Here is a 22,636-nt window from a genome sequence, read left to right on the forward strand (position 1 = left end):
CTATTTCAAGCGTTGCGCACCCTCGAACCTGATGGCCCGTCGAGTTCGCACCGCGCCGCCCGCCTTCGGCATGGCCGTAGTGCTCCTCGCGCTGGCGACCGTCCTGCTGACGTGGATGCACGTCATCGATGAGGCGGTCACGGCCGGGCCCCTGGCTGCTTCAACCTCGTCGCAATTGTCCTTGCTTGGGACGCCATCAAGGTCGCTCTCCTGGCAGTCCACTCGGCGGGTCGTGCAACTGCTGCGGCGGTCACGCCAGTTTGGCGGTGCTCAGCGGGATCCCATTCCGCGGCGTCACCCTTCACTTAGCTCGCGCAGAATGGCGGACGAACCTCGCGAGTTGACCTGGATGATTGGGCGGCCCCCGCGGTGGTCCTTGATGAAGTTGGTCGCGGCATGCTTAGCCGATGCCGCAACCATGACGAATACGTCGGCGTTTGCACTGAGGGCCGCCAGTTGCTGACTCCCGTCATGCTCAGCCGTCGTGCGTACATCAATGCCTGGGATAAGCCGCCGAAGGACCTGCGCGGCACGGGTAATCGCAGACTCGGTGAGCGAATAGAGCACGACGACCGAAGCTTCAAGATGTCGGTAGGCCGCGGCGGGGTCTGCGTCTGAAGTCTGAACCTCGAAGTCGACGGGCAGGCTGGTTGCCAACTCCTCGGCGACCAGGCGAAGTCCTTCGATATCAGCGAGGCTGAGGCTGGAGCGCACCGGCCGCAGAACCTCGAGCGCACAGTAGAACAATCGAGTCTTGGCATCCAATGCGCGTGCTTGGGGACTCGTCGTTGCCGCCTGCAGGACGTCGACCGTCCAGTGCGCAGTGACGGCGGAGGTTCCCGCCCGCAGGATGTCTTCTGTCCACAGCAGCGAGGAGGCCAGAATGTCGGCCCCTGGGCCGGACGCAGACGTGTACTCCAGGAGTGCGACTGTCTGAACCCGGATGCCCGCGGTGTTCTTTTCGCTGACGGCAAAGCCCGCGAGTACTCGTTCGCAGAGTTCGGCGCCGTCGACGGCCGCGAACAGTGACGAATGCGCTGCCATGAATGCACCGCCATGGTCTCCGAGCCGAGCCAACGTCTCTTCATCCAAGGAAGCTAGGCGGTTCGCGACGGTCGCATGGTCGAGCGGCGCCCAATCGGCGCTGACGCTGAAGTCGACCGCTGCGCCTGGGACATCGTTAGCTTCCAATGCGTCAAACCAGCCGAGCCATCCGAGGTTCCGTTGCGGGTTGAGGAACCCGGCCAGCCACTCCAGGTCGGCCCGGACGACGACATCGTCTTTGCGCGACTCCTCGTGAAGCCCCGAAGCCTCGACGAACGTCGCGACTTCGGCAGCTAGTTGGGGATCCTCCAGTTCGCGAATGCATCCGAGCAGCAGGGCGGCAGTGGTCGACGACGGTGTCTCGGCAAGGCCGGCGACGACTGCGGCAGCGAACTCGCCTTCCGCGATGAGGCGGTGGAGTTCGTCTGTCGGCGTGACCGTCGCCGGATCCGACGTGTCTTGAGCCAGCGTCTCAGGAGGTTCGGCTTCTGGCGTGATCAGCAGGCGGAGGGGGTTCGCCAACGTTGGCGAGAATGACTGAGCCTCGTCGGCCAACCGATCAAGCGTTGCGGTTGCGGCGCCTCGCAACTTCGCGAGCATGAACTCGACCAGCAGCGCCGGTCGAGCCTGTGTCGCGCCTCCCGTCGCGAGCGTCCGGAGACCGGCCGGGATCCGGTTGGCAGCCTCGAGCAAGGCTGCTCCGTCACCGGAGGTGTCAGCCGACTCCAGGTAGAGTTCGTAGACCGCGTTCTGAAGCAGTCGGGTGATCCCGAGTGGGCGACGCAGTTGGAGGACGTGCTCCAGGTCTTGGTCGGCGAAGATTGCAGCCGTGTCCCCAAGCCCCGCGTATACCCGCAAGCGGAGGAATGCGAGGTTCGACTGGTCGAGATCAGCGGAGGCCTCAAGTTCCCGGAGGCACGCGAGGGCAATCCGACGATCTCGAGCGCCGATTGCGTGGCCTAGGTCGTCGAGGACCTCGACCGTGGTTCGAGGTGCGTCGAACTCCGAGCGCGGACGCTTCCACACCATCTTGGAGAGCACGAGGAGCGTTTGACGTACTTCATCACGAGACGCCGCACTGCCGCGTGGGAGTACCTCAAACCGCAGAGGTGGTACGTCCGTTGAGGCTAGAACAATATCAAACGGATCCTGGGGGTACAGGCGCCCTCGGCTTCTTGGCAGGTCGCTGAACGTAGGGCCAATCCAGGCGTCCAGGAGCGTGAGCAGTTCCTTCCGTTCCCGCAACGTGGGCGCGAAGCCGTACCAGTAAAGGTTTCTGTTGGTCACCCTCGGCAGGAACGCGATCTGTCCACGTCTGATGGCATCTAGCCAGTTCTCGATCGATGTCTCGTGCTCGGGCGGCAGCCGTGCGGGGGTGATGTCGTTGCCCGAGCCGAAGAACTCCTCAGCCTGCATGACCTGCACCTTCGTAGAGAGCGTTGTACGCGATCCGAACTTCCGCGATCGCGTGAGGGTCGCGCGTCAACGTGACGCCCTCTGCGTTGACCGCCTGTCCGAAGTACGTGAAGTTCATGGATCCCTGAAGGTGGAATCGGTCACCCAAGATGCCCTTGTCGTGGAGGTTGGGATGGATTCTCACTGCCGGTTTGGCGCCCAGTCCGCCGACATTCTCGAGTCGCTGACGGGCAACAACGTTGCTCTCAACATTGCGAGTCAGGACGCGAACATCGCTGCCACGACGAGCCAGTTCGATCAAGACCTCCGTCAGCCGGATCCTTCGCGACGGGAGGCCTGGCAAGACGGTCTTGAACTGGCCCGCTGTGTTGTCGATGACCTCGATGTCGGAGATCCAAGGCGACAGAACCCACAGTTGCCCGGAGGGAACCAGCAGTTCCGTGATGAGCAGGTTCTGCATCAGGTCGTTTAGAACGCGGGTCTGTCCGCGGCCCGAGGTCGTGATCCGTCTCATGCCGACACCTCAGCGAGTTCGAGTGTGACGAGCACGTCGCCATTCGCCCGATGGTCGATCTCCACGACTCGGGGATACACGTTGAGGTATTCGGTCACTACTGGTTCGACACACACACCCACGAGCAGGTCTGCGAGATCCCGGGCCTGCTCTGGGGTGGCCAGAACCTGTGCGGAGCCACGCTGTGCCAGGGTCTGCCGGACGCGATTTCGGAAGTCGCCGGTCAGCGGGAGCGGAGGATCGCCCGCTGACGCGAGCGATCGCAGAACCTCGGGTGCCGCAGGCAAGTTCTCGGCAAAGGGATTCCACACGTTCAATTCTTCGGCACGGAGTTGCCAGCCGCGGGGCCAGAGCAGGCTTTGTACCGCATCCATGCGCTGGCGCTCGCTACCTCCGCCTGTGAGGACCAAACCAGAATCGAGGTCGGAGCGCGTACGCATCAGGTACGCCCAGGTGCGAGGCGGGATCTCGACACCGAGCCGCCGCTCTTCAGACTTCCACTCGGTTGTTACAGTCGCCAACGTCGCGTCAGTCGATGGTGTTGAACCCGGCCGAAGAACGCGGCTTGCTAGTGAGGAAACGACGGACTGTTCGGCGCCGTAGATGCCTGATTGGCGAAGGCCATCCCTGATCCGCCCGAGCGCCTGGACGCGCGTTACCTGATCAGGCGCAGATCGAAAGTCGTTGACGAGGCCAGACCAGGTGGCGTCCGTTGCCATGAGGTCGATTACCCGCTGAAGGTGGCTGTCAACGAGTTCGTACGTACTGGGCTGCGTAGCTCGGAGGATGAGCCGAAGGAGTCGACGCGGATCGGGGCGGACGCGCGCTGCGAGGGCTTCGACGAATCCGCCGCCGCCGATCGACGACTCGGACAACCAAATCTCGCCGGCCCGCGGCCTGCCGTCGGCGTCATATCCGGGCTCGATGTCAACGATGACGCTTTCAGGATCGTGTTCCGGGCAGATCTGTCTCGCCGCAGCAAGCGTCGCGTGTCCAAGCGTCGAAAGCGTCCGCTCCCGGAGCCAGTGGCTGAAAGTTGCGGGCTCGGGAGACCAGTATTGCGGCGCCAAGGCGTCGAGTCGGGCCGCGATCGCGGGGTCCTTGAGTGCTTCTTTGAGCCGAGCGCCCATTCGTGACAGCACCGCGGACTCTGACTCGATCACGCTGGAGGCTCTGAACATGGCGTCGAGGGTTTCGTCGAGTTTGTCGTCAAACGAGTCGTGGATCGTTGCGTAAGCCTCCGCGAGCGTGCTCTGGTCACGTACTGACGTGGTGAGCAGCATGGCCTCTAGGCACTGGTGCAGCCAGTCGATCCGGAAGCTATTCAGGGAGCCCAGTAACTCATCGTCATTGAGCAGGACGTGCTTGAACCAGGCACTGCGCAGCCCGGGCAGGAGGTCGGCTGGGATGGCGATGTCCTCCGGCAGTTCCACTCGGATGCGCAATCCGTCCACGTCAAAAGTGGAGCCCATCGCTGCCGGTTGGCCATGAAGCGTGAACCGTGATCGTACTCGCTGCTCAGTGCCGTCCTCGAGGTTCAGGGTGGCATCAGCGCTCACGGCCGCACGATGGACATTGACGTGAGCGTTCTGAGCATGCACGAAGAAGCGAGCGTCCCTGATCAGGCGCCCGACAGGGTCGGCCGTTGGCACGCGGATGATCAGGCCGGTCCCCGTTTCGATGAACTGCGACCGCCATTGCATCGTTGCGTTGGACGAGTCCTTCACTGCCTTCGGCGGTAGCTCGACTACGACCTGATCGGGGCGAACCACCGTTGTGGTCGTCGGTGTGCCGTCGATGTCGACGGTGCAAGGTTCCTCGACTCCGAAGACCGGCAGGATTGTGGTGAGCTCAAGCACAGGTTCAGCAACGCCGATCGGAACGGGAATCCAGTGGCGGTGCTCGAGATTCCGAGTTGCGAATCGGCGTGAAACGCGACCAGGTGCGTACTCGCGGAGCATCTGGCCGAGACCCATCGCCTGGAGCTCTCGGTCGGTATCCCGGTCCGACTGGGGCGGAATGCTCACGAAGGTCTCGGGCAAAGCTAGTTCGCTGAAGAGGTTCATCGGGAAGAAGTCGGGCAGGGGATTGCCACCCATGAGATCGCGAAACTCGTGGACTCCGCTGGCCTCTGCCACGCTCCAGTTGTGGAGGAGTCGGCGACGCAACGTAGGGATCGCCTGAAGCAACAGTGGCCTCGGCGGATGCCACAAGACCTCGTTGGCCTCTGAGTCGGACAGGCCGAGTGCGTTCTGCACCCACGTGCGCAGGCTTCGCTGACGGTCCGGATCGCGGAGGGCATCGTTCAAGATCTCAACGGCCTTGAGTTGAGTCTCGCGGCCCGGCTTGGCGAAACTGTCGGCCGGCTTCTGGCCAAGGGCGGTCCAACCGATTGTCGTTCTCGGGACGCCCTGTTGCCGAAGCTGACTTGTTAGCCAATCGATCATCGCGATGGTGGCTTGCATGCGTAGTACGGCTCGGTTGCGGATCGGGAGCACGAGATCAGGCAGCACGGGATCAAACAGGGTGTCCCACGACTCGTACGTCGCGCGGTCGCGGCCGTAGTCGGACAGCACGACTGCTGTGTAGGGCCGCATGGTCCGCTTGCGTCCCGCTCGCCCCTTCCGCTGAAGGAAGGCGGCTACCCCGCGAGGTGCTTTGTGCTGAATGACTACGCCGACGTCGGGGTCGTCGAAGCCAACTTCGAGTGAGGCTGTCGCGACGATCAACTGGCTGTCGGCAGTAACGCCTGAGTCTTGGGACGTGGTTCGACTAACGCGCAAGCCCTCGCCGATAGTCGCGAACTTGTGACCGATAGCGGTCGACAGATCCCAGAGTTGACCCGCGCGGCGCTGTTGCGTGACATCGCCCCCGTTGGGGTTGGCGCGTACTGACGCGAGAGGAGCTTTGAAGGACTTGGGCTTCCCGAACGCGTACCGCTGCCCCTCCGCGTCAAGGAGGTACGAGAAGAGACGGTTGGTGACATCGAGGTCGTCCGTGAAGACGAAGGCCTTCGTTCCGTAAATACCGGATGAGATCCGACTCGCCGGCTCATCCTGCGCCCGCGGGAGCAGCATGGATGTCTGGATGGTGGTGGATAGTACAGACGCGCCGCTGGTGGGATCGCTGCGGAGGGCGAGCAAGTATTCCGCGCCCTCGTACTCCAACTCGTCGGCATCGGGCGTGATGCTGGTGACGAGTTCGTCGTCGACCCCGGTCAGGTCTGCCATGTGGCGGATCGGGCTCGACAACGTCGCAGAAAGACCGACGAACGTAATGGGAGTTTGAATGCTGTGGTGCCACCGGCGGAGCACCATCGCAGCCTGTGCGCCGGTGGTTCCGTCGTAGGTGTGAATCTCATCGAGGAGCATCATCCGAGGCTTCTTGCCGACCGGCACGTCGATGCCCAAAGGTCGCGTGAGGTTCAGATCGGAGAGACCGCGATTGAGCATCTCGGTAGTCACGAAGAGCAGGTCGGGAGGGGACTTCTGCATTGATTGCCGGGTAAGGACGACCTGGTCCTGTCCGAACGAGCGCCGGCAGGTAGCGCAAACGAGGCGTTCGACCCCGGCATCGATGTCTTCGTTCGGCCAGACGAGTTCGCCTCCACATTGGGCGAAGCCATCACCGGGACAGCGCATCTGCGGGGAAGCCATGCCTTGGGGGCGCTTTCCCCAACCGCGATGGGGAAGCCTTACGTTCTTCGCACTCGTGGGCGTGCTGGCGTAGAGGGCGCCGATCGTCATCGATCGTCCAGTGGACAGCTTCCACAGATCGTCGAGTCGGCAAGCATGGGCGAACGCCGTGTCCAGTTGATCCTTCAGCAGTTCGGTCCGGGGATAGACGGCTAGGGCGCGGGTCCATGCGGAAGGGTCCGTGATGCCGGCCAGGTAGCTGAACGCAGGGAGGTAGAACGCGTTTGTCTTTCCGCTTCCGGTTCCGGCACCGACCACGGTGGCTGTTGTGGACTGACTCTGCAACGCGGTCAAGATGTGCCTCGTAGCGCGGACCTGGAACCCTCCCAAGAGGTCATGCTTGCCATCGCGTTGGGTTAGGACCCCAAGCACCCCTCGATACGCGTCGATGGGGCCAACGACCCCTTCGAGAGCCGTGGTCCAGGGGTGATCGCGCTTTGGGTAGAAGCGGGGCCGGCGTGCGTAGCGGAAGTCGGAGATCAGATTGGTCCCCGATTGCCAGGTCTGGCCGAGGAAGGTCTGTCGCAGTCGCGCCACCAAGCGGATGGTCTCGCCGTTGCGGGTACGCCAACGGCCTGGCGACGCGCTTGAGTCGTGCACGAGTAGCGCGCGCGCAGTCATTGCCTCAATGACGTCGTCTGCACTCAGATCCCACTCGTGGCTGGAAGTGAGTTCGTCGCCGATCACCTGACGAAGTTCATCCGTGCTGAAGCCCCCGTCGACGACGCCCCAGCACAGCAGTGGATCCTCGAGGGACTCGAGTCGGTCAAGCATCCTGGTCAGCAGCGCCGGGTTCATCGCAGGTGCACCTTGAATCGATCGACGATGCCAAGAGCACGGAGCTTCTCGAGACGATCAGCCGTGAACCAGGTCAGTGGCACGCCGGACGGCTCCTGAGACCCCACGATGCCCTCGGCGATATCGGCGTCAACCACCTCTCCGATTTGTTCGCCGCAACGGTGGATCGACTCGATGGCGTCTCGATACTTCTGAACCGCACCGCGGTCCGGGATCAGCCTGCTGGTGACTGTGAGCAACCGGGCGCGCGCCGTCTCCAGAGCATCGCGAATCTCCTCGACGTCAACACCGCCCTGCGCCAGTGCGTCGATGAGATCGCCATTGACCGCTGGCGGGGGCTGACTCACATACGTCTGCCACGTGCCTGCGACGAGAGCGCGTAGTTCCTTGGCGTACTTCTCGGCTGACCGGACGCGTTCCTTGGCGAGGTCGAGATTCTGATCCATTCCGAGCGACGGAACCTCAGTCGCCAGCACACGGAGACTCTCGGCTACCTGGGATGCATCCTGTTCGCGGCCCGCCGGCAGTTCAACATCGAGTTGCTCAACCTCACTCAGCGCGACGTTGAGCGCGGGCAACTCCGCCAAAGGCGGTGCGAGGCGTGCACTGAGATCTGCGAGTTGTCCTGTCCGGACCTTGACCTGGTGTTCGTCGTTGGCGACGTCGGCGTGGGCACGCAGATCCTGGATGGTGCTGCGCAGGGTCATGCGAGTTCCTCTGGTCCGGATGAATCTTCGGTTGCTGGGGTCGAGATTGAGTCGGCCATGGCCGTGAGGTCGGCGATCAGTTGGTCGCGTGCCTCAGCGTATTCGCGCTGCACGTCAGAGGGGCTGCCGTTGCCAAGGCTGTGCTCAAGCAGGCGCACGGTTTGACGGGCCATCCGGAGCCAGGTATCCACTCGCCGCGCTGGCTCGTCCCAGTCGCCATTCAGGACCTGGAACTTCTCCTCAATCGTGAGTTGATCCCAGCGACTCAGCTCAGCAAAGGTGGCCTCGACCTTGCGTTGGTCGCCGGGCCTGACAGCCTTCGCTGCGGCTTGGAGGTCGGCTGGATTGATCCCGCCTGGCAGCGCGCCGGCGTTTGCTCGCTCGTTCACGAGGACTAGAAGTTCTGCGGCGACGTCGGCAAGCTCGCCTCCGAGGTCGGAGAGATCGGGAACCAGGTTCGAAGCTTCGGCGTGCAAGGAGTCGATTGACGCGAGCCGGGCCTCGATGGTCGAGACCGAGGACTTGACCAGGTCGGGTGTCGACTCCGGCCAGGGCGCGCCCGCGGCCCCGCTCCGGACGACCTTGGCCACCTTGTGGAGGTCCAGGGCAAGGGGCTTGCCGGAACCCTGGCTGTAGGAGGCGTGACGGAGCAGTCGCTGTTGGAGTTGGCCGCGGCCGACGCGAGTCACGCTGTTACCGCTGCCGGCACCGTCCACCAGGAAGCCGTGGAGGGACCTGAGACCGGCTCTCGACTCGAGATCTGTCCGTGCAGGGATTGGGGCGAAGAGGGCTCGGATCCGACTGGTGGTGTCCGACTTGAACGCATCGGCGATTCCGAGCGCTCGTGCAATGTTGAGTAGCACTTCGACGAGCCGAGCCAGTTCGGTGTCATCGTTGGGACGCTCCGGCGGGAGGATGGTGCCACCCACCCTCGTTGCCCATCGGTCGATGGCAGTCTCGGTGAGCCTCTGTAGACGCTCTCCGTCCGGCACTTCTGCCCAGTTGTTCTTGTGGTTGGCCCATGCGAGTGCCCGCAGCGCTCGCATGTCTTCTGGGTTCGATCGGTCCATCGGCAAGACAGCGCCAGCGATCTTCGCTTGGCTGAACTCGACCATCTTCGCTTCGAACCCTGGTGCGAGGGCCTTGTCGTTGCCCCACAGACTGTCGCCGCCGTAACCGTCGTCGAACGCGAGTCGCTGTCGAACCGCCTGGAAGACGATGTTTCGAAGGTCGTTAATTTCGCCTTGCAGGATGTTGCCGGTTGCGAGCCAGCCATCGACGGCCTTGACGAGCGCCGGACCCGCAGCGACTGGTTGTGGAGTCGGGGTGGGAGTCGGCGAAGGCTGGGTGGGCGTAGACGGACGGGGGTCCACGATCGGCGGTTTCGGATCGTCGAGACCGTTGATCGGCGTGACTTCGAAGGCGTCATGGATCGTCGGCGCGAGGTTTACCGCGCCCGCCCCTGAGCCCCAAAATCGGACGAGCCGAACGCGACGTTCGGAAAGTTCCTCGTCTCCGGGCGACCGCAGTTTGAACTGGTCCTCGATGTTCGCCAGGCGGTCGCTCGCACCGGACCGGAAGTCATTGGCGAAGCCATAGCTCGGGAAGCGGCCATTGTCAATCTCGGCCTGATCACGATGCAGCACCGGCCGAAGGACACGGGTCAGCACGTTGCGAGCCACGAAACCGCCGTCCGTGGATTGGCTCTTGATGGCGCGGTCGAGGGCGGCGGTGTTGAACGGGAAGAGGCCGTAGCCGTCAACCTGGCCGAACGATGAGTGGCATTCCGCGTTGACGGGGCACTGTTCGCAGGCGTTGGGTACCTCATCCCCGCCTGCATGTGCTGCATCGAGCTCCGTTGCCCCGACTCGAACGGCGTTGAGGTATCGACCCGCGAACCCTGCTGGCTGGAACGACGCACCCCTTCCGTCGGGTAGGTCGAGATCAAAGACTCGGTACGTCCTCGTGTAGACAGTTTCCGGCATCTGATTGATGAAGTAACCGGTGGTGACGGCCATTACGACTCGCATCGGACACAGCCTCTGCGCCTCAGTAGAGATGAGCGTGATGGCATCGATCAGCCCACCCTGGATGCCTTGGAAGATCGAGAAGTCCTCGATGAGCACCAATAGCTCGAGGCCCTGCTTGTCCATCTCCACGCGGACGTCGGTGAGGATCTGCTTGAGATCGTCGCCGCCCACGCCGAAGACCTCGCTCACGGACGGGCCGAGTTGCTCGTTGATCATTCTTGCGGCGAGTTCACGAAAGGAGCGTTCGCTGGTCAGCGCGCCGGCGACCTCGCGTGCGGCCTGGCCGGCCCGGTTGACGTCGTCAACAGAGAGGTTCAGGTCGTCGGCGGTGAAGCCGAAGGCATCGTCCTTGTCCTCATCGCCCTTCCCGGACAACTTCTCGCGCACAAGGCGGGCGATGGGCCCGTTCTGGTCGAGGAGTCGGCTTCGGAAGACGTCGTCGCCGAAGAGCGCCGGAAGGCCACCGGGAGAAGCGAGATACGCGCGGAGTTCGATCTCCTCGGGTGACCCGTCGGTGCGATTCCCACGTGTCTCGATGTTCACTGCTAGTGCGTTGCGCAGTTTCAATTGTGCGGTCTTCTCGTCCGCGGCGGCATCGACTGCGGTCGCGACCTTTGCCCGGAGTTCGTCGGCCCGCTCGCCGCTTGCGTGTTCAAGGATCAGTTCGAGGATCCCACGCAGCGACATTCGGTGCTTGGGGACGAAGATCAGGCGGGTCGATTCCTTCGTTTCCAGGTGAGCTCGTAGCCACCGGACGAGGTGGGACTTGCCTGTTCCGGACTTGCCGAGGATGGGAATGATCGGCTGGTCCGCAGGCTGCTCCTGTACAGCACGAAGCAAGGAGCGTTCGTCAACCACCGCGCCGCCGCGGGCGTTGTCCACCTGGTCACGCTGGGTGATCGGGATGGTGCTGTGTGTGGCTAGGAAGACGCCGTCAGACGTGCTTTCCGCCTCGACAGGGATGATCGCTGAAGCCTCATGTGCATTCCAGCAGGCCGCAGGGAGGGTGCCACGCCAACTCACTTCTTTCCTCCAGACTTCACGATGGCGTGCGTTTGTCGCGCGGCGTCGAATCGGGACAGACGGATGCCTTGTGCGTCTGGGAGTGTTTCGAACCGGATACGGCCGCGCTCCTCGAGAGTGCGCAGTGCCTGCCCGACCGAGCTGTCCGCGCAGTCGGCGATGATTCCTGGGTCCGGGTCGGTGCCGAGGAGGGATACCAGCCCGGAACGCATCGACCCGCCATGAAGGACGGGAAGTGCCTGTCCGATGCGCGCGAGGAGGTCATGGATTGGGAGACGGTCTGCGGGCATGGTTCGCAGTGCGTCCTCGACCGCTGCAACTGGTAGCGGAACCACGCCGGTCCGGTCCTTCATGACCGACGGGGTCGCCAAACCGAGGGCGACAATCCATCGGGAAGCCGCCACCCAACGAGTGTCATTGACGATGGCCCACGATTCGCGATCGGTGGTGCCGAACTGCTCAGGCTGGAGCGTTTGCAGGTTCTCGGTCCAAGACAGTGGTTGGCCCAGCGCGTCCTGAGCCATCACCCAGGTCAGGGCGCGGTTGAGGTCACGTGCACCACTGGTGTGGCCGTCGCCGAGTTGTGTTGCCCAAATGTCGCCATCCCGGCCGAGGTCGAAGACGCGGGATTGAAGGAGTCGTCGAAACTTCGGAGCGTCGAATGGAGACTTCGGGGTCGGGACCTGAGGCCCTAGTTGAAGCGTTGCGTCGGCATTCGTTTCGAGCACGTTGATCGCGCGCAGAGAGGAGATCGTGTTCTTCAGTCCGCCGGCTGCCTCGGCGCCGGGGTTTAGGCCTTCCGGCTTGAAGGCGGCGACGAGGTCGTCCTCGGTCGGCGAACGACGCGCATCGAGGAGGTAGTTCACGATGGCGCGGCCGAGGCCCGGCAGGGTGCGTGGCGGGTTGAGTACTGCCATCACAAGCTCCTAAGGAAGTACGAGAGCGTCCAATGCGGGACGCGAATGCTCTTTACTGGTTGGCCGGGATACTCGGGGTCCGTCGTCTCTTCCGGAAGCACGACGATCCGAAGGGAACCAGTTTGACCTGCGAGCCAACTCAACTGGGGTGGATCGGTCGGGTCCAAGAGGACCAACGTGGGGATCGGGAACGTTCGGGGTGGACCCGCAACGAGCGGATCAGTGGCGACCAGTCCTTCCGGTGCAGAGCGACCTGCGTCAACTACCGCGGGCAAGCCGACCAGACTTGCGGAAGCCAAGATTCCTCGGACGCCGTGTGTCACTGCCTTCGTAACGAGTTCTGCAAGGTGGATCCGGAGATCTCCCTCGGGATAGGTCACGACCAGTGTCCGACCACTGGTGGCCATCGCCGCAAGCGTGGGACTTACCTCGCGGTGCAGTTGCGGGAGAAATGCCTCCTGCACGACCGGTCGCGCAGCCCGCAAAGACGGCTCGTGAACGTGTGCGACAGCGGGGCACCCCGAGCACGCGGGCGCGACGACCTGATGAGCGCACATCGCGCCAACGTCTTCGTACGCGTATTCCTCGCTCAGGATTGAACCCCAGCATTCGTCCAGCCTGAACATGCGCTCGATCCGGTCGCGCGAGTCGGATTCTGAATCACGGATCTCACGTCGAACCCTATCGATCGCGTGCAGGACAGTTGCCTCGTCGACATTCGGAATGCCCGAGCGGATGCGGACGGTCGCGTGCTTCACGTATGCGGACCAGGCAGCATCGACGCGCTGTTGCCAATCAGCCTCAGGTTCGCATTCAACGCGCTCCAGGGTCGGCGGGGGAGTGTCGACAATATCGAGTACCCCGGCCCGTTGCAGCAGGACCAGAGTGTTGCGGTTCCACAGTTGGTTGCTGTCAGAGGCGTGGTAAAGCCAGGAAGGAACGGTGCTGGTGTCCACAACAAGTTCGCGGCGCAACGGGTCGTCCGAGATGCGCGCTGAACGCATCGCGTCCCAACGACCCCAACTCTTCTTGTCACCAAGAACGGTGGCGTTCTCGATGGCGCGCCCCTCCTGGGCATCGGTAGTGCTCGGCATCCAGACCGACACGGCCGCGTGACCGTCGCGGCCACCGCGCCCAACTTCCTGATAGAAGCGGTCGACTGAGGCGGGCACGCAGGCATGGATCACAGAACGAACGTCGCTTTGGTCAACACCAAGGCCGAAGGCACTAGTCCCCACGACGACGTCGACGGACGTCGGGCCGGCATCGCCCGACCATGCCCGCAGGACCTTGAGCCTGTCGCCGGCGCGCACATCGCCATGGAAGACCGCCGTGCGGCCAAACCCCGCCTGTCGGAGCCGAACTGCGAGGGTGTCGGCCGACTCCTTCTTGGTCGTATACACGATCGCCGGCCGCGGAAGGTGGTGGAGCGCTTCGACTACTCGGTCGAGGCGCGATTCGTTGGGGGCGGGCGGCGCAAACAGGTAGCGGATCTCAGTGCGTAGGTATGTCGAACCTACGAATAGGGAGGTGCCGGTTCCGGCGAACAGTTCGTCGTTCAGCAGCAGGCTCTGTCGGGAGAGGGTAGCTGTCAGTAGTTCAACATGAGGCGGTGCTACCCCTTGCGCTCGGGCGACCTCTCGCAGTTCGGCAATCAGGGAGGCGACGACTTGGAACTCGGGTCGGAAACTCAGGCCCCAGGTGCGTACGAGGTGTGCCTCGTCGATCACGACGTGGCTCAGTTCGCCCCGGGCAGCCAAGCGCCGAAGAGCCTGCGCCAAACCGGTGACGAGAGCCTCGGGCGAGGTGAAGAGCACCCTTTGCCTACCGTCGCGCAGGCGCTCCTTGATCGCCTCCTTTTCAGTCGCCGCACGATCGCCGTAGTAGGCCAATTCTTGAGGGAGGCCCTGGTTCGGAAACCGTTGATGAAGTTGGCGCTCCTGGTCAAGGGCCAGTGCAATGGTCGGGACCACGACGACCGTTACCCCTGTACGGGCGAGTAACCCGGGCGCGATGCCCACCAGGGACTTTCCTGTCCCGGTTGGTAGGACCACGTGGAGCGTGTCGCCTGCAGGTGCAAGTGCGGCCGTCCGGACGGCGCTCGCCTGGCTGCGCGAACGGTAAGTGTCGATGCCAGCAATAGCAGCCACAGACGGGTCAACCGGCACCGCCATGTCGTGTCGGGCAGAGGTGGACACGACCCCCTTCGGGCCCTCGAAACTGTCGGGGCTCGTGCAGGCCAAGTCGATCCAGCGCACGTCGCCGCGGAGCCAGTCGGGCGCCCAGTCTGGGCCGATGGCGATGTGGTGCTCGTACAGGCCGAACTTGGTGACGTCGAGGTTCGCCAGGCGAAGTGTCTCAACCGGAACGCCTCGCTCGTCGAGTCGAAGGATCAGGAAGCTATTGGAATGACCTGAAGTCCCTCGGCGGTGACGCAGTACCTGGCCCAGGAGCGCGGCAACATCACCCGCGATCTCGGCCCCCGGCACCTCCGAGAACCATGCATCCACCAGTCGGCGGTGGGACCCGGTCAGAAGGTCGCGGTTGTCTTTGGCGCCAGCCAGGTGGGCTCTCGCCAAGTTCCACTGATCGGTCATGTCAGCTCGTCAGGGCTCGGCCGGAGAGAACCACGATGCCGGTGCTGTCAAGCCGTAGTGATGGTGCGGTCACGGCGGCGGTCATGGCGCTGGCGATGGCTTCCTCGCGATAAAGTTCCTCCTCCAAACGGACGAGTTCCGATCCTGTTGTGCGCATGGCTCGGAGACGCAGTTGCGACAGCCTCGTTGCTGAGTCTCGGTTGGCGATGGCAGTAGCTCGCTCGACCGCAGCACGAACGTCCTCTCGACTGCGGACTAGCCGCTGAGCGGCTCCTTCCGCGGATCGCCAAGACTCGCCCCAGTTGCCTGCGGGAATGAGTTCGTAGGCCTCGTTGATCCTGACACGGTTTAGCGAGTAGTCGCCGCCGGCACGAATCGGACCCGGCTTCGCGTATGGGGCGGAAAGCGCGTCGAGGTGCGACCTGGATGTCAACTCCTGCGCACCGGATGTCATCCAAACGCTGACGATGATGGGAGGGAAGATCCCGTCGGCGCGCCGCGTCAGCGCACGTTGGTCCATGCCTGCACTGACCGTCATGAGTTCGCGACGAGGATATTCTGAGGACGGACCATCGAGAGGGTCGGCCTCGACGGCGTAGTCGAACCGATAAAGGGGCGTGTCGTCGCGGGGCCACTCGGGCAGCCAGCGCCACATCCCGAACGCTCGGCCGCGATCGTCGTGCCAGAGGAAATCGCTGACGGCGTCGATGAACGGATCTCCGTACCGGTAGAGGTGGACGTCCTCACGCGCGAGGGCGACCTCCCGAACGTACGTTCCGACGTGGCCTTTCAGGGGAAGGAAGTCCCGAACGAGGCGCGATGCAGAGATCAGCGGAATCTGCGCTTGTTTTCCCGGCAGGCGGCCGAGCGCCTCGTAACCGCCCAAGCCGGCGGCAGGGTTGCCCTTCCGCTCGAATCGTAGATTGCCAGCGGCACTGTTCGCTGCAAGAAGGTCGTCGCTTACCTTCGCGAAGGCTGATGCGTCGGATTCGACGTCCGCGATCCGCGCGTAAACGGAGCGCTCGTCGACGCTCGTCTCCAGACTGTCGAGCGCGTCCTGTTCGCGGACGCGCTCGATCTCCGCGGCGAGCATCTCCCGAACCCGCGTCACCGCGGAGGCGACGCCGCCGAGACCCATCTGAAGGAGAATCCGCCACGCCTCGTCGGTTGCGTCGTCGACGGCCTGCTGAAGGCTGGCGACGGAACTGTCGAAGATCCCGAAACCGTCCGAGAGGATGCGCTCCCAGGCGCCAGCATAGATGTGATCCGCATGTCCCGAAACGACATATGATCGCCACTCTCCTGACCCTTCGGGTGACCACCGGTCACAGCGGCCGACGCGCTGCTCAAGACGGTTCGCTGATCCCGGAAGCCCCAGATGCACCAGAACATTGGCGAACTGGAGGTTGCGACCTTCTTCGGCCGATGAATCGGCGACCAAGACCGCCGCCTTGCGGACCGCTTCGAACGAGCGCACCGCACGCTCATTCTCCTCGCTACGTTGGGTCGTCACATGGCAGAAGACCGACTTGGCGCCGAAAAGATCCTTGAGTTCCTCAGCCAGTTCAGTTGCCAAGTCAACTGTGGGGCAGAAAACGACGGCACGCTCGTTCGACGTCATGAGTTCGCTCAGTGCGTCAGCGAACGGGCGACTGACGGTGGCCCGTCGGTCCGCGTAGGCCATGTCCTGCTCGATGCGCTTAAGCGCGGCGACCTCCTCGGCGGCTACTGGAGCAGCGGCGTGGCCTGCCGCCCACTCTTGTAGCGCGCTCGGATCAAGGGCCACTGCTACGGCCTCCGCGAACGCGCGTCCGGCCATGGTCATCGCTGCCGGGTTGCCTTCGGCCGATGCCAGAGCTTGTTCCCGCCATCGGTCGAGAGCGTCTGCAACTTCGTCGCGCGGGGTCGATTCCAACAGAACTGGCTCGGGCGCGCGACGACCGGATACCCGGTAGGTGCCTTCCAGCGCCGTCGTTCGCCGGGTGCGAAGCATTCGTCGGTGGACGCGGTAGACCTCGGCAACGTGCGTGCGCAGTGCCTGGATCAGTGATGCCGTCTCGTCCTTGTCTTGTGTGGCCACCGACTCGCGGGCGCGCGCAACCAGTTCACCAACCTCGGCGTCGTCGGGGAACGACGCTTCGACCTCCTTCAGGCGCCCCTTCAGCAGGACGCCTGGGAGGTGGGGTTGCAGCCCCAGAAACACGCGGCCCAGGCCGGCGCGAGCTTCTAGGCGCGATCGGAGCTGCTCGGCGGTGGTGTCGGCGTAAACCGCGGGGTCAAGCAGCTTGAGCATCGCTAGGAAGGGGTCCTCGTTGTGCAAGGCTGGTGTCGCGGAAAGCATTAATAGGCGCGGACTTGCAAGGGCGACTTCACGAAGCCGATCAAAGCGAAATGCGAGATCGGGATCCGTGCTGACTGACATCCGTGCAAGGTTGTGTGCCTCGTCGACAACGACGAGGTCTGCCGCGTCCCAGTCCGACGGCTCATCATCACGGCTGAAGCGGACATGCGCCCCGGTGAAGTCCTGCACGCGGAACTTCTGGGTCAACTCTCGCTTCCACTGCTCGAGTAGAAACGGAGGCAAGATCAATTGGACCCGCAGACTGGGGCTGTCCAGCAGCATCTGGCGGATGATGATCCCCGCCTCGATGGTCTTGCCTAGCCCGACCTCATCGGCAAGGAGATAGCGCTGGACAGGGTCCTGCAGAACTCGCCAAGCCGTCTCAACCTGGTGGGCATGGAGTTCGATGCAGCTCGATAGCACGGATCGCATCCCATGGGCCGCCGAGCGCTGCTGAAGGATGCTGCGCAAGAAGGGAAGACGCAGTTCAGCGAGGATCGGCGACTCGAGCATGCCGGCTTCCCCGAAGCCGACCGGATCCACCAGAGGTTTGTTCCAGCGAACGTGCAGTTGCCCCTCGGGGACAAATCCCTCCCATTCGTGCCCCCGGACGTAGATGTCGTTGTGTTCGTTTGCCTCGATGATGCGCCCGGAGCGCCAACGGTCATCCTTGTCCTGCCAGAAGACGCGAAGTTCGGGGAACAGGGTCAGTCGGGTGAGGCTTGCGCGCGATACCGCCTCGCGGTAGCGGTCTGATGCGGCTGGGCCGGGCGCGTCGAAGTACTCGAGCACCAGGCGGTCGCCCTCTCGCGCCACGAGTTTGCCGGGGCCGAAGCGGTTATCCGAGGACACCAGCAGGTCGCCGCGACTCAGGGACCTTGTTCGCCGTCCGATCATCGGAGAGGACGGTGGGGCAGCCTTCTTGCGTGGCTGGCGCGGCTGCGGCGCCTTGCCCTCGGCGTCGCGCGATCCGCGGCAGCGCGGAAACTGCGGGCAGCCCCAGAAGGCTTGCCCGGCGTTCCGCCCACGGGAGGCGAACTGCATCACCATCGCCGAACCGCACAGTGGGCACACCACCCCACCCGTCATTCCTGCCCCCGCTTCGCCCTCACCCCACAGAGCGTAGTAAAGCAATAAAGACGTCCGACAGTTGGGGGTAGTTGGCGCAATCCGGCGGCTGGAGAGTGTCAGCGCAGGGCGCGGAGCAAGTGGCTGGTCAACAACCGAACGTCATTCGGGGTGTTCTGGACTCCGTTCCAACGCCGAATCTGCTCGGCCCCGAAATCCCAGTTCCCCGAGGTCCACGCGCAGTGCGACCGCAGACTGGCAACCCTCTTCTCCAGGTTAAGCCCAGGCAGTTCGACCGCCGGCACTCCGTCAGTCAACTGGTCCATCACGTAGCCCATGGCCTGGATACCGGCGCCATGCGTGAGCCGGGACTTGGTAGGTGGCAGGTTCCACGCCTCTGGGAAAGTCACTGCGACCACCGTCCAGAAGTAGTTCAGGTGGAGCAGCATCTGGTCGACGTCGCCCGTGCCGTCTATGGGGTCGCGGTACTGGTAGAGCGCGCCGTCGTAGAGGCTGTTCTCGATCATCTTCAGGACGCTGTTGTCCTTGATGTAGCCGTTCGCCATCGTCGGTGTGGCGATGCGAGTTGCGAACGGCTGACCGTCAGCCCGGCTTCCGAAGTTCAGTGCTGAGAGCACGCGCGCCGGCAGTTGTTTCTTGGCGTACGCCGTCGGCAGGTGCCCCTCGGTGTCAGGCAAGAGTTCGTGGATGAGCCCCTTCGGCAGCGGCTTCGTGTTGTTGACAAGGATGAACTGTGAGCGCTGCTCAGCTTCACCGTGCGCGATAAACCCGACAGCAGCTACAGCGAACTCTGCAAGGTCGGCGTCACGGATTGCTGCGCTGCGCTGCTGACCATCGACCAGCCATGCCGGCTTCTGATCGTCGGGAAGCGACTCGTCAACAGGGATCACGAGTTCGCCTGCCGTGACGTAGTCCAAGGCGCTTCGATCGGTAGATGCCTCGAAGCTGACCCGCTCATCGAACGCAAGGACCACGGCGTTCGGGAGCATCGCTCCGTCCGACTCGAGGTACCTCCGGATCGCCCGGATGTGGCTCAGGACCTCGGGGCGCTGGTAGCCCTGAAGTTCGGTGTCGTCACGGTGAACGCGACTCACTGTCGTGAACTCGTGGATCCGCTTGCCGTCTACACCGAACGCGAAGATGGCCTGCTCGCCCTGGCGAATTTTGAGGGCAGGGAGTCGGATCTCGTAACAGTCGGCCACGGACGAAATCCTAGGTGTTGGCGTCTGCGAAGTTGGTAACCGCTGCGCGGCTGTGGACAAGTTGCCCCATCTGGTGCCTGAGGACCGAAAGGTTGTGGAATCCACGTCGCTTGTTTCGCTCAGTACCGCGGAAGATGGCGACCTCCACCCCGTGCTCCCTGCAGATAGAGCAGGGACAGTGACGCCAGGGCTCGGCTTCCAGAGTCTCCGCGTACGCGTCGAGGTACGACTTCTTGCTCTGGCACACGACTTCGTATGCCCCCAGCGCGTCCAGGCAGTCTTGGCGCCCTGCCGGCGTGCCGTCGAACGCACGAAGTGCCTTGAGCGCCTCACGCTCGGCAGTGAGGGCATCCTTCTGGCTGACGGAGCCTGCCAGGATCGCCCGCTTCAGAGTGGGGTTGCCGTCGACCTGGGGCACGCGGATTGCCACGTACGCGCGCTCGTTCGTGTGGTAGTTTTTCCGATCGTCCATGAACGCCTGCCTGAAGGCTGACGTGCTGTCGAAACTGGTGACGCCCAGTGCGGAGAACCGGTCCATGGCGTCGATACGGGTGATCCCGAGCAGGTGCAGTTCGGTTCCGGGCGCGAGGATGGTCGAGATCTGAGTCAGGCAGGCCAGGATCTGGTCGGTCTTCAGAGGCACCATGCCGCCCAGCGCAATGCGCTCATATCCCATCTCTTGGAGGGCGTTGACGCTGTCGGCGTAGCTCGTTGGGCTCCATCCCTGGGCGGCGCCGACTGGTTGAACACGGGTGCGTCGATCATTCGTGAGCGAGATGAAGTCCTCGGCGAGGCGAAGCGTGAGTTTGCGCCGTTCGACCCACTCGGGATCCGCGGTCTTCGCAGTTGCCTCGGGTTCGTAACCGAAGATTACGTGGTCTGTGCTCACTCCGGCGTCGAAATCGCACTCCTCGTAGAAGTCGAGCGTCTCGGCGACCGTCACGGGTGGGACGGGCTCATCGATGTAGTTGAAGGCGCCGTTGTCGCCCAACGTTTCCACGCCACGAGGCAACCGGAAGAAGCGATGGACGCCCATCCGGTACAGGCGAGCCCGCTGTGCACCGGAGTACTTGCCAGCGCCCTTGATCGATCCGTCCACGATCGACTTGCTGACGAGGATTCCGTGGTACGGAGCCTCGGCTAGGACCTCGTGCGCGTACCGGTCGTCCCGCTGACGAACGCGGTGGGCCGGGTACTCGTCCCGGAGGAAGTCGTAGGCCGGACTGACGAGGTCCTGGCTGTCGGGGAAGTAGAACTTCACTTGCGGCCCGTTCGCTCAGCAAGGTACGTCCGAACCAGGTAGTTGGACAACGCGCTGATGTGTCGAGGGGTGTTCTGCAGGTCGTTCCACGCAACGCCCAGGTCTTCCCACGTGCCGTCCGTCCAGCGGCATTTCGGAGCGATGAGACGCAGTTCTGCTGCGGCGAGTTCACGAGCACGAGGGTCGTCGTCTCGTACGTGGGTCATGACTCGATCCATGAGTCGGCCCATGGCTCGGATTCCGACTCCGTGCATGAGGCGGCTCGCAGTTGGGTTCGCACCCCAAGCCTCGGGGAAGGTGTCGTGTACGGCGCCCCAATAGGCGACGAGGACACGTCGGATGCCCTCGGTGTCTGTGGTCCCACTCGCGATATTCCGGTAGGGGAAGAGGACCCCAGACGGGGATTCGACAGACTCTCGGATCGCCTCTACGAGACTGTTGTCAGTGACGACAGTGACCTTCTTGTCGTCTGCCGGAGTGGATGCCCGTCGGATGAGTCCATGGAACGGCGAATCTGAGTCGTGATTCAGCATGTCAACCAGGGCGGAGGGCAACTGTCTCGTGGCCATCCGTGCAGAGGGAACGCTGGCGATCTCTGGGAGAAGTTCTGTGACGAGCCCAGTCGGTAGTGGTTGGACGGTGTTGACCCGCAAGAACTGCTCTCGTTGAAGTTCGAGCGAGGCCGCGACGAAGCCTGCCACCGGCACCGGGAGCCGGCGGTTCTTGGTGCGAGATAGTGCAAGGCTTCGCTGTTGGCCATCGACGATCCAAGCCGGCCGCGGGCCATCGCCGTCGGGAGCTATCGGGATCTCCAGCGTTCCGGCGACAGCCAGCCCATCTGTCGTGGTCGGCCCACGACTCGACTTGAACTTGACCTCAGGCGGCAACGCGAGGATCAGCCCGTTGGGAAAGATTGGATCCTCCGAGTCCAGGTACTCCTGGATCTGCTTCACGTGCTTCTGCTTCTCTGGGCGCTGGTATCCGATGAGCTTGCCTGCCTCATCCCGACCGATCCGCGCAACGTCCGCGACCAGGTCGACTTCCTCAGCTGCCAACGTGAAGAGATAGAGCGGAGTGTCCTCGCTCTGAAGAACCTTGAGTGCCCGGCGTACCAGCCACTTTGGATCCGTCATCGAGTCACCGCCTGTTGAAAGAGAGTCGAGAATCGTCGTTGCTCACATGCCATGCCCGCCTCGCGAAGAACCTTGAGCGCGCCCGTTTTGGAGACGGTGGGTTGATGCACGCGGAGCTCTCGGACGAACGCAACCACCGCAGAGTCAGACATGGGCTTGCGATCAAAGACCTCGCGATGCCGCTTCTCGTGCGACCAGGTTCGCCACTTGTCCCGCGCCGCACTCGTGAATGGATCCTTGCCGTCGGACAAACTCAGCCACTGCGTTGCGGCGCGAACATTGAGACTGGTGACGGTGCCCCCGAGCGCACGCCGCAATGATCGGTCCGAGGGGACGCGCAGGCTGTCGCGGATCTCCTTTGACCCGCCGAACACCAGTACGTCACTGGGGGCGGTGTCCTCGAGCAACTGCTGGCCGACAACGCGTGAATAGGCCTCAGACAAGACCCAGATCGCTCGTCCTGCAAGAGGGACGTCGGCGTGGGGGAGTGCGCCCCACCAAGTTTGAGACTCCGAAAGAGATGCGCCGACCGAGTCGGCGTGACCGGTACTGAAAGTCGCGGCGTAGGCGGGAGCCGAAGTGGAGACGTGCTGGAGCCCGAGTCCTGCCGAAACCACGAACATCGTTGGCTCGTACCTGAGGTTCGTGGCCTTGAGTGCTAGGGCACGAACCTGACTCCACGTCTCGCCGCCGTACAGGTCGATCAGGGGGCGGCGCACCGTCGCTCGCGCGAGGCCCTCCTTCCACACCCGGGCGCGAGCGCTCACCTGTCCAGTGGGAAGATTGCGGACCATCAACTCGTCATCAGGGGTCGCCGACTTCCTGTCAGTACAGGTGACGATGATCGTCAGTTTGTGTCGCGACATGGC

General features: G+C 63.5%; 12 protein-coding genes. All 12 read right to left on the minus strand.

The features are described from left to right. Positions 1-294 precede the first annotated feature (294 nt). Positions 295-2,460: a protein DpdD gene (gene dpdD / locus JOE57_RS15050; RefSeq protein ID WP_204919255.1), complete on the minus strand. Its 2,166-nt coding sequence runs from the start codon at positions 2,458-2,460 to the stop codon at positions 295-297. Further along, complete coding sequence (dpdK, locus tag JOE57_RS15055; RefSeq protein WP_204919257.1) at positions 2,450-2,974, minus strand: phospholipase D-like domain-containing protein DpdK; 525 nt, start codon at positions 2,972-2,974, stop codon at positions 2,450-2,452. The genes dpdD and dpdK overlap by 11 nt, the downstream gene beginning before the upstream one ends. Next, positions 2,971-7,467, minus strand: coding sequence for a protein DpdJ (gene dpdJ, locus JOE57_RS15060; RefSeq protein WP_204919259.1), 4,497 nt, complete (start codon positions 7,465-7,467; stop codon positions 2,971-2,973). The genes dpdK and dpdJ overlap by 4 nt, the downstream gene beginning before the upstream one ends. Further along, positions 7,464-8,174, minus strand: coding sequence for a hypothetical protein (locus JOE57_RS15065; protein ID WP_204919261.1), 711 nt, complete (start codon positions 8,172-8,174; stop codon positions 7,464-7,466). Before JOE57_RS15065 ends, dpdJ begins: the two co-directional genes overlap by 4 nt. Continuing rightward, positions 8,171-11,227, minus strand: coding sequence for a protein DpdH (gene dpdH, locus JOE57_RS15070; protein ID WP_338041329.1), 3,057 nt, complete (start codon positions 11,225-11,227; stop codon positions 8,171-8,173). Before dpdH ends, JOE57_RS15065 begins: the two co-directional genes overlap by 4 nt. Next, the gene (gene dpdG / locus JOE57_RS15075; RefSeq protein ID WP_204919265.1) at positions 11,224-12,144 is read right to left on the minus strand and encodes a protein DpdG; all 921 of its coding nucleotides are present in this window, start codon (positions 12,142-12,144) and stop codon (positions 11,224-11,226) included. The genes dpdH and dpdG overlap by 4 nt, the downstream gene beginning before the upstream one ends. After that, positions 12,144-14,741 (minus strand): protein DpdF, encoded by a 2,598-nt coding sequence (dpdF, locus tag JOE57_RS15080; protein WP_204919267.1) that lies wholly within the window; start codon positions 14,739-14,741, stop codon positions 12,144-12,146. Before dpdF ends, dpdG begins: the two co-directional genes overlap by 1 nt. 1 nt (position 14,742) lies before the next feature. Then, positions 14,743-18,132: a protein DpdE gene (gene dpdE, locus JOE57_RS15085; RefSeq protein ID WP_204919269.1), complete on the minus strand. Its 3,390-nt coding sequence runs from the start codon at positions 18,130-18,132 to the stop codon at positions 14,743-14,745. A 137-nt stretch (positions 18,133-18,269) separates the two neighbouring features. Continuing rightward, positions 18,270-19,373 (minus strand): DGQHR domain-containing protein DpdB, encoded by a 1,104-nt coding sequence (gene dbpB / locus JOE57_RS15090; protein ID WP_204919270.1) that lies wholly within the window; start codon positions 19,371-19,373, stop codon positions 18,270-18,272. 10 nt (positions 19,374-19,383) lie between these two features. After that, positions 19,384-20,634 (minus strand): tRNA-guanine transglycosylase DpdA, encoded by a 1,251-nt coding sequence (gene dpdA, locus JOE57_RS19000; protein ID WP_204919272.1) that lies wholly within the window; start codon positions 20,632-20,634, stop codon positions 19,384-19,386. Continuing rightward, positions 20,631-21,767, minus strand: a complete 1,137-nt coding sequence (gene dbpB, locus JOE57_RS15100) for a DGQHR domain-containing protein DpdB (protein WP_204919274.1) — start codon at positions 21,765-21,767, stop codon at positions 20,631-20,633. Before dbpB (JOE57_RS15100) ends, dpdA begins: the two co-directional genes overlap by 4 nt. Further along, positions 21,764-22,633 (minus strand): hypothetical protein, encoded by an 870-nt coding sequence (locus JOE57_RS15105; RefSeq protein WP_204919276.1) that lies wholly within the window; start codon positions 22,631-22,633, stop codon positions 21,764-21,766. The genes dbpB (JOE57_RS15100) and JOE57_RS15105 overlap by 4 nt, the downstream gene beginning before the upstream one ends. Positions 22,634-22,636 lie beyond the last annotated feature (3 nt).

The sequence above is a fragment of the Microlunatus panaciterrae genome, assembly GCF_016907535.1.
GTDB lineage: Bacteria > Actinomycetota > Actinomycetes > Propionibacteriales > Propionibacteriaceae > Microlunatus > Microlunatus panaciterrae.